Annotated in this window: 11 protein-coding genes and 1 pseudogene; 10 read left to right on the top strand and 2 right to left on the bottom strand. The window is 70.6% G+C overall.

The genetic code is table 11. The features are described 5' to 3' along the window. On the top strand, nucleotides 1–358 hold a 358-nt coding region (locus V7Z54_RS08145), incomplete at its 5' end, for a c-type cytochrome (RefSeq protein WP_334135730.1). A 169-nt stretch (nucleotides 359–527) separates the two neighbouring features. Further along, nucleotides 528–1,805, top strand: a complete 1,278-nt coding sequence (gene speE / locus V7Z54_RS08140; protein ID WP_334135728.1) for a polyamine aminopropyltransferase — start codon at nucleotides 528–530, stop codon at nucleotides 1,803–1,805. 6 nt (nucleotides 1,806–1,811) lie between these two features. Here the strand turns inward: speE and argH are convergent, their stop codons facing one another. Further along, on the bottom strand, nucleotides 1,812–3,272 hold the full coding sequence (argH, locus tag V7Z54_RS08135) for an argininosuccinate lyase (protein WP_334135727.1): 1,461 nt from the start codon (nucleotides 3,270–3,272) through the stop codon (nucleotides 1,812–1,814). 251 nt (nucleotides 3,273–3,523) lie between these two features. Here argH and V7Z54_RS08130 point away from each other — a divergent pair, with 251 nt between their 5' ends. Genes V7Z54_RS08130 through V7Z54_RS08110 form a run of 5 tightly spaced genes read left to right on the top strand, consistent with a single transcriptional unit; the run spans nucleotide 3,524 to nucleotide 8,588 of the window. Next, nucleotides 3,524–4,327 (top strand): LytR/AlgR family response regulator transcription factor, encoded by an 804-nt coding sequence (locus tag V7Z54_RS08130; protein WP_334135725.1) that lies wholly within the window; start codon nucleotides 3,524–3,526, stop codon nucleotides 4,325–4,327. Between the two features lie 10 nt (nucleotides 4,328–4,337). After that, entirely contained in the window at nucleotides 4,338–5,354 is a 1,017-nt protein-coding gene (gene hemC / locus V7Z54_RS08125) for a hydroxymethylbilane synthase (RefSeq protein WP_334135724.1), read from the top strand. Next, nucleotides 5,351–6,139: a uroporphyrinogen-III synthase gene (locus V7Z54_RS08120; protein WP_334135722.1), complete on the top strand. Its 789-nt coding sequence runs from the start codon at nucleotides 5,351–5,353 to the stop codon at nucleotides 6,137–6,139. Before hemC ends, V7Z54_RS08120 begins: the two co-directional genes overlap by 4 nt. Next, nucleotides 6,136–7,263 carry a uroporphyrinogen-III C-methyltransferase gene (locus tag V7Z54_RS08115; protein ID WP_334135720.1) on the top strand — a complete coding sequence of 376 codons (1,128 nt, stop codon included), beginning with the start codon at nucleotides 6,136–6,138 and terminating at the stop codon, nucleotides 7,261–7,263. Before V7Z54_RS08120 ends, V7Z54_RS08115 begins: the two co-directional genes overlap by 4 nt. A gap of 50 nt (nucleotides 7,264–7,313) precedes the next feature. Next, nucleotides 7,314–8,588, top strand: coding sequence for a heme biosynthesis HemY N-terminal domain-containing protein (locus V7Z54_RS08110; RefSeq protein WP_334135718.1), 1,275 nt, complete (start codon nucleotides 7,314–7,316; stop codon nucleotides 8,586–8,588). A 17-nt stretch (nucleotides 8,589–8,605) separates the two neighbouring features. Here the strand turns inward: V7Z54_RS08110 and V7Z54_RS08105 are convergent, their stop codons facing one another. Further along, complete coding sequence (locus V7Z54_RS08105) at nucleotides 8,606–9,217, bottom strand: DUF2062 domain-containing protein (protein WP_334135717.1); 612 nt, start codon at nucleotides 9,215–9,217, stop codon at nucleotides 8,606–8,608. A gap of 72 nt (nucleotides 9,218–9,289) precedes the next feature. On the opposite strand from V7Z54_RS08105, the pseudogene V7Z54_RS08100 reads away from it, so the two are divergent. The 3 genes and pseudogenes from V7Z54_RS08100 to V7Z54_RS08090 form a co-directional block, all read left to right on the top strand. Further along, nucleotides 9,290–10,014, top strand: a pseudogene (locus V7Z54_RS08100) (16S rRNA pseudouridine(516) synthase); the annotation flags it as partial. A 49-nt stretch (nucleotides 10,015–10,063) separates the two neighbouring features. Further along, nucleotides 10,064–11,011, top strand: coding sequence for an EI24 domain-containing protein (locus V7Z54_RS08095; RefSeq protein WP_334135715.1), 948 nt, complete (start codon nucleotides 10,064–10,066; stop codon nucleotides 11,009–11,011). Nucleotides 11,012–11,141: 130 nt separating this feature from the next. Then, nucleotides 11,142–11,993, top strand: a complete 852-nt coding sequence (locus tag V7Z54_RS08090; RefSeq protein WP_334135714.1) for a competence/damage-inducible protein A — start codon at nucleotides 11,142–11,144, stop codon at nucleotides 11,991–11,993. The last annotated feature ends 6 nt before the right edge of the window (nucleotides 11,994–11,999 follow it).

Genomic DNA, 11,999 nt, shown 5'->3' with positions numbered 1-11,999 from the left:
CCTGGCGGCGTTCTATGCTCAGCACAACGCTGGCGTGACCGCGTCGGCGCAACCCAAGGCGCCGTCTGCGGCGGTGGCGGCGCTGCTGGAAAAAGGCGCGTGCTCGTCTTGCCACGGGGCCAACTTCAGCCAGCCCATCGACCCGAGCTACCCCAAGATCGGCGGGCAGCATGCCGACTATCTGTACGTGGCGCTGAAGTCGTACACCGTGCAGGGCAACCCGCACATCGGGCGGGCCAATCCCATCATGGGGGGTATCGTGCAGCAGTTTTCGCTGGCCGAGCTCAAGCAGATGTCCCAATATCTGGCCTCCGTACAGGGCGAGCTGGCCACCAAGCCGCAGCCGCGCTTTCGCTGAGCGAGCGCAGGGCGGCGCGCCCCGGTCAGGGTGGCGTCGGGACACCGATCAAGGCAGCGTGTGTGCTGCCTTTTTCGTTTTGGGATGCTTGGCTGGGCTAGAATCTAAACCTTTTCATCCAGGCCGGTTCGGTCTGGTGGTTTCACACGATTGGATGGGGGATTGAGCCATGCAAGGGCTTCATCTGACGGCTGATCTGTACGACTGCCGAGGGGCCGACGGTCTGTTGACCGATGCGGCGGCGTTGGCTGAGTTGTGCCGGCGCCACACGATCGGGGTGGGGTTGACACTGGTCGATGAGAAGTGGCATCCGTTTCCACCGTATAACGGGCAGCCCGGTGGCGTGACCGGCATGCTGCTGTTGGCCGAGTCGCACCTGGCGGTGCACACCTGGCCCGAGCGGAGCGCGGTGACGCTGGACGTATACGTGTGCAATTTCACCACCGACAATTCCTCTAAGGCCGAGGCGCTGCTGCGTGAGATTGTGGCCGCGTTCGAACCAGGGCGCACCGAGATCCATCGCCTGCAGCGTGGCAGTGAACAACGTCCCCCTGCCGAGACCATCCTGGAGGCGCTCAACGACGCGGGCGATGCGGTGTACGGCTACACCAGCGCCGAGCGCGTGCTGGCGCGGCGCAGTCCGTACCAGACCATCGAGCTGATGCGCACCCCGCGCTTCGGGCTGACGCTGCGCATCGACGGGCACTTCATGACTTCGGAGGGCGAGGAGTTCTTCTACCACGAGTGCCTGGTGCACCCGGTGGCCGTCGCGCACGGTGCGCCGCGCCAGGTGCTCATCATCGGCGGCGGCGACGGTGGCGCGGCCGAGGAGGTGCTCAAACACCGCAGCGTCGAGCGCGTGGTGATGGCCGAGCTGGACGGCGAGGTGGTCGAGGTGGCCAAAGCGCACCTGCAGCGCGTGCATCATGGCGTGTTCAACGATCCGCGCTTGGAGGTCCGCATCGGCGACGGGCTGGCCTACGTGGCCCAGACGGCCGACCGGTTCGATCTGATCCTGCTCGACCTGACCGATCCCGAAACGCCGGCCGGCTCGCTCTATGCCGAGGCGTTTTTCCGCTCGCTGGTGCGCATCATGAACCCGGGCGCGGCCATCGTGCTGCACACCGGCACCCCGGTGTTCGAGCCGCAGCAGGTGCGCGACATCGTCGCCCAGCTGCGCCGCGTGTTTGCGCAGGTGCATCCGTTCGGCCTCTACATCCCGCTGTACGGCGCCTACTGGGGCTTTGCGGTGGCGTCGCAGACGCTGCGTCCGCGCGCCATCGATGCCGTTGCGCTGCAGCAGCGCGTGGCGGCGCTGCCCCACCTGCGCTACTACAACGCCGAGGTGCATCACGCGCTGTTTGCGCTGCCCAACTACTACCGTGATCTGGTGCAGCCCAGCGCGGACGCCGCCGCGCCGCTGTGCGCGCTGCCGGCGCTGGCGTGACGGACTTCAGCCCGCCAGCCCTAGGCGCTGGCGGTGCCGTTCAATCTGGCGCAGGACCTGGGCGGGCGCTGTGCCGCCGACGGTGTTGCGCGCCAGCAGGCTGCCGCGCAGCGTCAGTGTCTCGTAGACGTCGGCGTCGATGGCGGGGTGGAAGCGCTGCAGCTCGGGCAGCGGTAAGTCGGTCAGATCGCAGCCGCGCTCGCCGGCGGCGCGTACCGCCGCGGCCACTATCTCGTGTGCGTCGCGGAACGGCACGCCCTTCTTGACCAGATAGTCGGCCAGATCGGTGGCGGTGGCAAAGCCTTTGCGGGCGGCAGCCTCCATCGCCTCGCGGTTGACCGTCAGGCCCCCCGAACGCTGTCCGGTAGCCGCATCACGCTCACCGCCGATCATGTCAATGAAGATACGCAGCGTATCGCGCACGGTGTCCACGGTGTCGAACAGCGGCTCCTTGTCTTCCTGGTTGTCCTTGTTGTAGGCCAGCGGCTGGCCCTTCATCAGCATGATCAGGCCCATCAGGTGGCCGACCACCCGGCCGGTCTTGCCGCGCGCCAACTCCGGCACGTCCGGGTTTTTTTTCTGCGGCATGATGGAGCTGCCGGTGGTGAAGCGGTCAGCGATGCGGATGAAGCCGAAGTTTTGACTCATCCACAGGATCAGTTCTTCGCTGAGGCGGCTGATGTGCACCATGATGAGCGCGGCGGCGGCCGTGAACTCGATGGCGAAGTCGCGGTCGCTGACGGCGTCCAGGCTGTTGAGACAGAGCTGCGGCTCGCCGTGCGCGTCCACCATGCCCAGCGTGCGCGCCACACGCTCACGGTCCAGCGGGTAGGTGGTGCCGGCCAGCGCAGCGCTGCCCAGCGGCAGCCGGTTGGTGCGGCGGCGCACGTCGTGCAGCCGCTCCTCGTCGCGCGCAAACATCTCCACATAGGCCAGCAGGTGGTGCGCAAAGCTCACCGGCTGCGCCACCTGCAGGTGGGTGTAGCCCGGCAGGATCACGTCCACATGGCGCGCGGCCACCTCCACCAGCACCCCCTGCAGCTCGCGCAGCAAGGCAATCAGCCCATCGATTTCGCCGCGCAGCCACAGCCGCACGTCGGTGGCCACTTGGTCGTTGCGGCTGCGGCCGGTGTGCAGCCGTTTGCCGGCGTCGCCCACCAGTTGCGTCAGGCGCGCTTCGATGTTGAGGTGTACGTCCTCCAGCGCCAGTTTCCACTCGAACGCGCCGGATTCGATCTCCTGCGCGATCTGTTGCAGGCCACGTTGAATGTCGGCCCAGTCCTGCGCGCTGATGATGCCCTGTGCGGCCAGCATCTCGGCGTGCGCCAGGCTGCCCTGGATATCCGCGCGCCACAGCCGCTGGTCGAAGAAGACGCTGGCGGTGTAGCGCTGCACCAGCTCGCTCATGGGTTCGGAAAACAGGGCCGACCAGGCTTGGGACTTGGCATCGAGTTGGTTGTGCGACATGGTGCGTGGCGGGCGACAGCGGTGTGGGCGGTCGAAGCGGATCGGGAGGCCGAGGCGCACGCCCAAAGGCACGGGCGACGGCGCGCCGTATCGCTGGCTGGGTGGGTGATGGGACACCCTGGGGTCGACGCCCCAATGAGGTAGACGCGCCGACGCGGCCGACGTATAACTACGCCGTTGAGACGGCACATACCGATTTTAGCGGGCGCTGCGGGGCGGCGGCGGCTGCGTACCGAGCGGGAGGTGGACCGATGGCCTTGCGCGTATTGGTGGTCGATGACGAAACGCCGGCGCGGCAGCGGCTGGGTGACGTGTTGGCGCGCCTGCCGCGTGACATCGAGGTGGGTGAGGCGGCGGATGCGCGCGCGGCCTACGCGCGCCTGGTCAGCGAGCCGTGGGACGTGGTGTTGCTGGATGTGCAGATGCCGGACATGGACGGCCTGGCACTGGCCGAGCTGCTGCGCCAGCGCACTCCGCCGCCGGCGGTGGTGTTTGTGACCGCGCACCCCGAACACGCGCTGCGCGCCTTTGAGCTGGACGCCGTGGACTACCTGACCAAGCCGGTGCGGCAGGAGCGGCTGCAGCAGGCGTTGGACAAGGCGGAGCGCTGGCGCCACAGCGGTGCCGTGGCCGCGCCCCCGGCCGCCGAGCCGCCCAGCCACGAAGGGGTTGCACGGGCCGCACCGCAGGCCATCGTCATCCACGAACGGGGGCGCACCGAGCGGGTGCCACTGGACGACGTCATCTACCTGAAGGCGGAGTGGAAGTACGTGACGGTGCGCACCGCCGGGCGCAGCTATATCTACGACGGGTCGCTGCACGAGTTCGAGCGCAGCCAGCCCGAGCGCTGGCTGCGCATCCACCGAAACGCGCTGGTGGCCCGCGAGCGGGTGCGCGCGCTGGAGCGTGGCCACGGACAGCCGTCGGCGGGCGAGGAGGCGTTCGATGGTTGGGTGGTGCGGCTCGATGGCGTGCCCGAGCGTCTGCAGGTGTCGCGCCGCCAGCTGCCGCACGTGCGCGAGGCCCTGGCGGGGCAGCGCCTGACAACGTGCTAGCATTGGCCGCATGTCCCCCCTCGATTCGACGGCAGAGCCCTTGCCCGCCACCGCCTCGCTGTTGCCTCTGTCGCTGACCATTGCCACGCGCGAAAGCCGACTGGCCCTGTGGCAGGCCGAGCATGTGCAGCGCTGCCTGCAGGCGCATGGACACCGGGTGCAGCTGCTGGGCATGACCACGCGCGGCGATCAGATCCTTGATCGGGCGCTGTCGAAGGTTGGCGGCAAGGGCCTGTTCGTCAAGGAACTGGAGGTGGCGCTGGAGGAAGGGCGCGCCGACCTGGCAGTGCATTCCCTGAAAGACGTGCCGATGGAGCTGCCGGCCGGCTTTGTGCTGGCGTGCGTGATGGCGCGCGAGGATCCGCGCGACGCCTGGGTGTCGTCGGTCGCCGCCGAGCCGGCCGCGTTGCCGCCGGGGGCGGTGGTCGGTACTTCGAGCCTGCGGCGGTTGGTGATGCTGCGCGCCTGGTTGAACCGGCTGGGCCGCACCGATGTGCGCATCGAGCCGCTGCGGGGCAATCTGGACACCCGCTTGCGTAAGCTCGACGAAGGTCACTATCACGCCATCGTGCTGGCAGCAGCCGGGCTGCGTCGCCTGGGGCTGGCATCGCGTATGCGCCGCGTCTTTGAACCGCACGAGATGCTGCCCGCGGCGGCTCAGGGGGCGCTGGGCATCGAAATCCGCGCCGCACGCGCCGAGGTGGCGCAGGCGCTGGCGCCACTGGCGCACTGGCCCACGTGGGCGGCGGTGACGGCCGAGCGGGCCGTCTCGCGGGCCCTGGGAGGCAGCTGCACGGTGCCGCTGGCGGCACACGCGACCTGGGTGGGGGCCGAGCCCGCCGCCGCGGGACAGCGTGCACGCCTGCGCGTGCAGGCCGCTTGGGGCGACGCCGAGGACCCGGCCATCCTGCTGCAGGCGCAGGTGGAGGGCGAAGTGGCTGACCTGGCCGATGCTGACCGGCTGGGTCAGGAGGCGGCGCGCGTGCTCATCGCGCAGGGCGCACGCGTGGCCGCTGCATCGGCATGAGTGGCCAGTCTCGGGCGGTGGTGGCGCGGCCGACGGTGATCGTGACGCGCCCGATTGATCAGGCGCGCGTCTGGGTCGACGCCCTGCAGGCGGCGGGCTGGCCGATGGTGGCGCTGCCCCTGATCGATATCGCGCCCGACGGTGATCCGGCCCAGTGGGGCGCTACGATCAGCGACGCGGCGGCGTGGCATGCGCTGTGGTTCGTCAGCCCGGAGGCGGTGCGGGTGGTGCGCGCAGCGGGCCTGCCCGCGCCCGCGCAGCCGCGTTACTGGGCGCCTGGGCCTGGCACGGCGCAGGCGCTGCGTGACTGGGGGGTGGCGGCGCAACGCATCGATGCCCCCGCCGCGGCGGCGCAACAGATGGACTCGGAGGCGCTGTGGGCGGTGGTGCGGTCGCAGTTGCGGCCCGGCATGCGCGTGCTGGCGGTGCGGGGTCGCTCGGCCGACGGCGGCACCGGGCGCAACTGGCTGGTGCAGCGCTGCGCCGAGGCGGGGGCGCGCGTCCAGACTGTGGTCGTGTACCGGCGGCAGCCGCCGCAGTGGGGTGTGGCGCAGTGCGAACGAGCACGGCAGGCGGCGCACGATGGCTCGATCTGGTTGTTCAGCAGCAGCGAGGCGGTGGCCCACCTGCGCCAGCTGCTGCCCGCGCAGGCGTGGTGGCAGGCGCGCGCCGTGGCGACCCATCCGCGCATCGGCCAAGCCGCCCGTGCCGCGGGCTTTGGCGTGGTCGTGGACGTCCGTCCTACACCGGCCAGCGTGCTGCAGGCTCTAGAATCCCTGGTGTGAGTGAGCCGGCCTCCCCTCCAGCGCCTGCGCTGGCGCCTCCGTCGTCCCCGAGCAGCCCACCGGGGCAGGTGCGGCGCTGGCTGGGCGTGGCCGCTGCCCTGCTGGTGCTGTTGGCGTTGGGCGGGGTAGGAGTGGTGTGGCAGCGTGTCTCGGCTACCCAGCAGGAACTGGCCCGCCGCAGCGCCGACCTGCAGAGCGAGGCCGCGGCTGCCCGCGCCTTGGCCGAGCAGGCACAGGCGGCATTGAATGAGCTGCAGGCGCGCGTGGGTGTGGCCGAGCTGAAGCTGTCGGAAGTGGTGCTGCAGCGCAGCCAGCTGGAGGAGCTGATGCTGGCGGTGTCGCGTTCACGCGACGATGCGCTGGTGCAGGAGCTGGAGGCGGCGCTGCGCCTGGCCATCCAGCAAAGTCAGCTCACCGGCAGCATCCAGCCGGTGGTGATGGCGTTGCAGGCAGCCGAGCAGCGCATCGAGCGCTCGGCACAGCCCCGCCTCAATCCGGTGCAGCGTGCCATCGGGCGCGATTTGGCGCGCATCCAGTCGGCGGCGCTGCTGGACGTGCCAGCGCTGGTCAACCGGCTCGATGAGCTGGCCCGGCACGTCGATGAATGGCCGCTGAAGGCGGACGCTCCCCCACCGGGGCCGCCGCGGCGGTCCGCCTCGGGCGCTGTGGCGCAGCGGTCGGCGCCGGTCCCTGCGGGTGCGACCGCTCCGGCGGCCCACGGCGGCGAATCGCCGTGGCAGTGGGTGCAGGCGTGGGTGGCCGACTGGGTGCAGCGGGGCTGGGAGCGTGTGCAGGCCAGCCTGGGCGACCTGGTGCGGCTGCGCCGCATCGACGCGCCCGAAGCCGTGCTGCTGGCGCCCGAGCAGGCGTATTTCCTGCGCGAGCACGTGCGCCTGCTGCTGCTTAACGCGCGGCTGGCGGTGCTGGCGCGGCAGTTCGACAGCGCCCGTGCCGATTTGCGCGCCGTCGAGCGCCACCTGGGGCGGTATTTCGACACCGAGCAGCCGCGTGTGCAGCTGACCCTGCAGACGCTGCAGGCGCTGCAGCGTGACCTGCGGCAGGAGAGTCTGCCGCGTCCCGATGAAACGCTGGCGGCGCTGGCCGCTGCCGCCGTGGGGCGCTGAGCGATGCGGTCAGCGCCCCAGCTACGCACCGCAACCCGCGGAGGACGGCCGTGAAAGCCATCTTCGGCTGGCTGTTTCTGGCGGCGCTGGCGGTGGCCGCGGCGCTGCTGATGGGCGACAACCCCGCCACCGTGACGCTGTTTTGGCCGCCATGGCGGCTGGATGTGTCATTCAACCTGGTGCTGATCACGCTGGTGGCGGTCTTCGTGCTGGGCTATTTAGCCTGGCGCGGGGTGGCCGTACTGCGAGACCTGCCGCGGCGTGCCAGCCGCTGGCGTGCCCGGCAGCAGGAACGGGCCACCGTCGGTCTGGTGCTGCAGGGGTGGGCGTATCTGGCGGGCGGGCGCTTCGTGCGTGCGCAGACTGCAGCGCGCGAGGCGATTGCGCGCCTGCAGGCCGACGGCGGCAGCGATCTGCCGTATGCCGACACGCTGTGGGTGCTGGCACACCTGATTGCCGCCGAGAGCGCACAGCACCTGGGGCAACGCGACTGGCGCGACACGTGGCTGCTTGCGGCCACCGATGCGCAGCGGGCGCGCGCGGCCGCGCAGGCGCGCGAAGGCGCCCTGCTGCGCGCCGCCGAGTGGGCTCTGGAGGCGCGCGACGCGGAGCAGGCAGAGCGCTGGTTGGGCGAGTTGCCGCAGGGGGCGGCGCGCCGCATTCAGGCCGTGCGGCTGCGCTTGCGACTGGCCCAGCTGCGCCGTGACAGCCGCGAGGCGCTGGAACTGGCGCGGCTGCTGGCCAAGCACCGGGCGTTTTCTGAGCAGGCCATCGATACCGTGCTGCGCGGCATCTGGCTCGATGCGCTGTCCGACGCCCGCGATGAGGCCGCGTTGACGGCGGTGTGGCGCAGCCTGCAAGGGGCGCAGCGGCGCGATGCGGCGCGCGCGCTCGCCCTGCTGGAGCACGCGCAGCGGTTGCGTGATGACGGCGGACTGCCCGCCGACGGGCCGCTGCCAGCGGTGGTGGACGAAGCCATCCGCGTGGCGTGGGCCGGTTATTTGTCGCTGTCGCCCGCGCAGCGCTGCCGGGCCGTGGCCGCCATGGAGTCATGGCTATCCCAGCTGGCCGGGGCGTGGCTGCCGCGGCTGGAGGAAGCCCAGCAGCGCGACCCGGCCGACGCCGCCTTACAGTACTTGGCCGCGCAGGCGTACCGGGCACGCGGATTGTGGGGCAAGGCGCAGGGGCTGTTGCAGCAGGCGGTTCGTGCGCTGCCCGAGCGCGAGCTGCGTCGGCGCGCCTGGCGTGCGCTGGCCGAGCTGGCTGAACAGCGTGGCGACGAGGCCGCTGCCTGTGCCGCGTGGCGCGAGGCGGCACGGGTGTGATGGCGGCGGCAGCGCCGTCAGCTCAGGGAGGCGTGTCGATCGTTACGGCGCCTGCCGCCGTTGACCCGACGCCGTCGCGCCAGCCGCACCTTCCAGATCCAAACCGCGTTGATGAGCACATAAGCACCGACGCCGGCCACCGACGCCACGATGGCCAACCCGACCACCAGCGGTTTGCCCACGCTGCCCATCCAGATCCAGACGTCGTGCAGCCAAGCCCACCAAGGTCGGTCGGCATCGCCATCGGCCGCCGCCGGTCCCTGGGTGGCGGCCAGGATCACCGCGTCCCGTGAGCTGTCCGCGTCATGGGTGCCATTGACCACCCAAGCACCGAGCTTGTAGGCGCCGTAGTACACCGGCCCGAATGTAACCGGGTTGGTCACCAGCGTGCTGGCCACGGAGGCCGGCAGGTTGGCACGTAGCAAAATGGCCGCCGTTGCGGACAGCGGAATCTGCGCCACCGGGATCAGCAGCCCGAAAAAAACGCCCAACGCCACCCCCAGCGCCAGCCCGCGGCGGTTGAGGTGCCACAGCCGCGGGTGGTTCAGATACGGGGCGAGCCAGCGCAGCCAGCGCATGCGGTACAGGCGTTCGCGACTGGGCAACAGGGACTGGACGCGCGCTTTCATGGCAGTGGATGGCGGTTCAACCCGCTATTGTCGCGCAAGCGGCCGACCCCAAGGCCGGCTATGCTCCTGTCCATGCGGTGGGAAGACGTGCTGTATTCGCAGGGCTTGGGTTCGCGCCGCCAGTGCCGTGCGCTGGTGTGTGCTGGTGCGCTGGCGGTGGGCGAGCCGCCGCGACCGGTGACCGACCCCGCCGCGCCGGTCGACGCGGCTTTCGCCCCCGGTGCGGTGTTCTGGGTGGACGGGCAGCGCTGGCCCTACCAGCCGCGGGCGTACGTGATGCTGCACAGGCCGGCCGGCACCGAATGCTCGCAGCGCCCCTCCGCCTGGCCCAGCGTGTATGGGCTGCTGCCCGCGCCGCTGCGCCAGCGCCCCAGGACCGTTGCCGGCGGGGTGCAAGCGGTCGGGCGGCTCGACCAGGACACCTCTGGGCTGTTGCTAGGGACCGACGTGGTGACCTGATCCACCGGCTGGCCGCGCCGCGCTACCATGTGCCCAAGGTGTACGAAGTGACCTGTGCGCACCCTATCGACGACGCGCAATGCCAGCGCTTGCGCGACGGGGTGGTGTTGCGCGATGACCCGCAGCCGGTGCAGCCGGCAGCGCTGCAGCGGCTCGACGCGCATTGCCTGCGCCTGACCCTTACCGAAGGCCGCTATCACCAGGTCAAGCGCATGGTCGCCGCGGTGGGCAACCGGGTGCAGCAGCTACACCGCTGTGCGTTCGGCTCGCTGCGGTTGACCGACGACCTGGCCCCGGGGCAGTGGCGTTGGCTGCGCCCGGACGAGGTGGCGGCGCTGTGCGCCGCCGCCGCAAGAGGGCAGGCGCCGGACGCGCTATCCTTGCGACATGCGCCTGCTGCTGGGATCTTTCTGGCGCGCCGTGGCCTACTGCCTGCATCCGCGCGTCATCGGCTTGTCGTTGCTGCCGCTGCTGTTAATGGTGGCCGGCGCGTTTGCGCTCGGCTACCTGCTGTGGGACCGCGCGGTCGATGCGGTGCTGGCCTGGCTGCAGGAGTGGGCGCTGGTGGAGTTCGTGCTTGGCTGGCTGGATTCGGTGGGTCTGTCGGCGCTGCGCGTGGTGGTGGCGCCGCTGCTGGTGCTGGCGCTGGCCACGCCCCTGATCGTGGTGCTGGCGCTGCTGCTGGTGGCCTGGCTTGTGACCCCGGCCCTGGCGGAATGGGTGGCGCTGCGCCGTTTTCCGGATCTGCAGCGCTGCCGCGGTGGCGGTCTGCTGGGCAGCATCGTATGGTCGGCGTGGTCGGCGCTGCTGGCGTTGCTGCTGCTGGCGCTGTCGTTGCCGCTGTGGCTCATTCCCCCGCTGGCGCTGGTGCTGCCGCCGCTGATCTGGGGCTGGCTGACGTCCCGCGTGTTCGCCTACGACGTGTTGGCCGCGCATGCCTCGGCGCAGGAGCGGCGCGAACTGCTGGCGCAGCACCGGTTGCCCCTGCTGGCGATGGGCGTCGTGGTTGGCCTGCTGGGCGCGGCCCCTAGCGTGTTGTGGGTCTCGGGCGCCATGTTCATTGCATTGGCGCCGCTGCTGGTGCCACTGGCCATCTGGATCTACACGCTCGTTTTTGCGTTCGGCTCGCTGTGGTTCGCGCACTACCTGCTGCAGGCGCTGCACGCGTGGCGCCTGGCGCAGGCGCGGCATCCGCTGGTCCCCGAACCGGCTGGTGCCGACACCGCCGGCCCGGGCGGCGTCGAGCCGCCCGCACGGCCCCCGCGGGCCACCGTGATCGACGTCCAAGCGTGCCCGATCCCCGCGCCGGGCACATCGCCACCCCCCGCGTCCTGATTGCCATGCGTGTCGCTCGTGCCCCCGCAGCCTCATCCCTCTGTGCGACCGTGTCGGTCGTCCACGGCGGCGTGGCGCGCATCGCGCCGTGCTGGATTGCCTGCCCCGTTCCTGATCGTGCTGTTGCCCCGTGACTGCTTCACCCGTCTTACCCACTGCGCCCCGCCCGCCGTGCTTCGGCCTCATCGTCATCGGCGACGAGATCTTGTCCGGCAAGCGGCAGGACAAGCATCTGGCTCAGGTCATCGAGCTGCTTGGCAGCCGAGGCCTGCGCCTGAGCTGGGCGCACTATGTGGGCGACGACCGCGCGGCGATCACCGACGTGCTGCGGCAGGCGTTTGCCCGTTCGGATGTGGTGTTTTCGACCGGCGGTATCGGTGCCACGCCCGACGATCACACCCGACAGGCGGCAGCCGCCGCGCTGGGCGTGCCGCTGGCACTGCACCCGCAGGCCAAAGACCTGATCGAGCAGCGCATGCGCGAGGTCGCCGCCGAGCAGGGCGTGCCGTACGACCCGCAGCGCCCCGACAACGTCCAGCGCCTGCAGATGGGCTACTTTCCGCAGGGGGCGCGCATCATTCCCAATCCCTACAACCGCATTCCGGGCTTTAGCTGCGACGGGCCGGGCGGCGGCACCATTCACTTTGTGCCTGGCTTTCCGGTGATGGCGTGGCCGATGATCGGCTGGGTGCTCGACACCCACTACCGGGCGCTGTTCGGGCAGGGACGCAGTGCCGAGCGGTCGGTCATCGTGTTGGGTGGGATCGAGGCCGTGCTGACCCCGCTGATGGAGCGCATCGAGGCCGAGCACCCCGGTGTGCGGGTGTTCAGTCTGCCCAGCGTCGATCATCCGGAGTACGGACGCCACATCGAACTCGGCGTCAAGGGGGCGGCGGAAGCGGTGGCCGTGGCGTACCCGGCGCTGCTGGCGGGCTTGCGGGCTCTGGGCGTATCACTAGGCCCCGAGTTGGTGCGTCCATGATGCACC

Source organism: Tepidimonas sp., from assembly GCF_036824975.1.
In the GTDB taxonomy this organism is placed as follows: domain Bacteria; phylum Pseudomonadota; class Gammaproteobacteria; order Burkholderiales; family Burkholderiaceae_C; genus Tepidimonas.
This window is presented reverse-complemented; position numbering and strand designations above follow the sequence as displayed.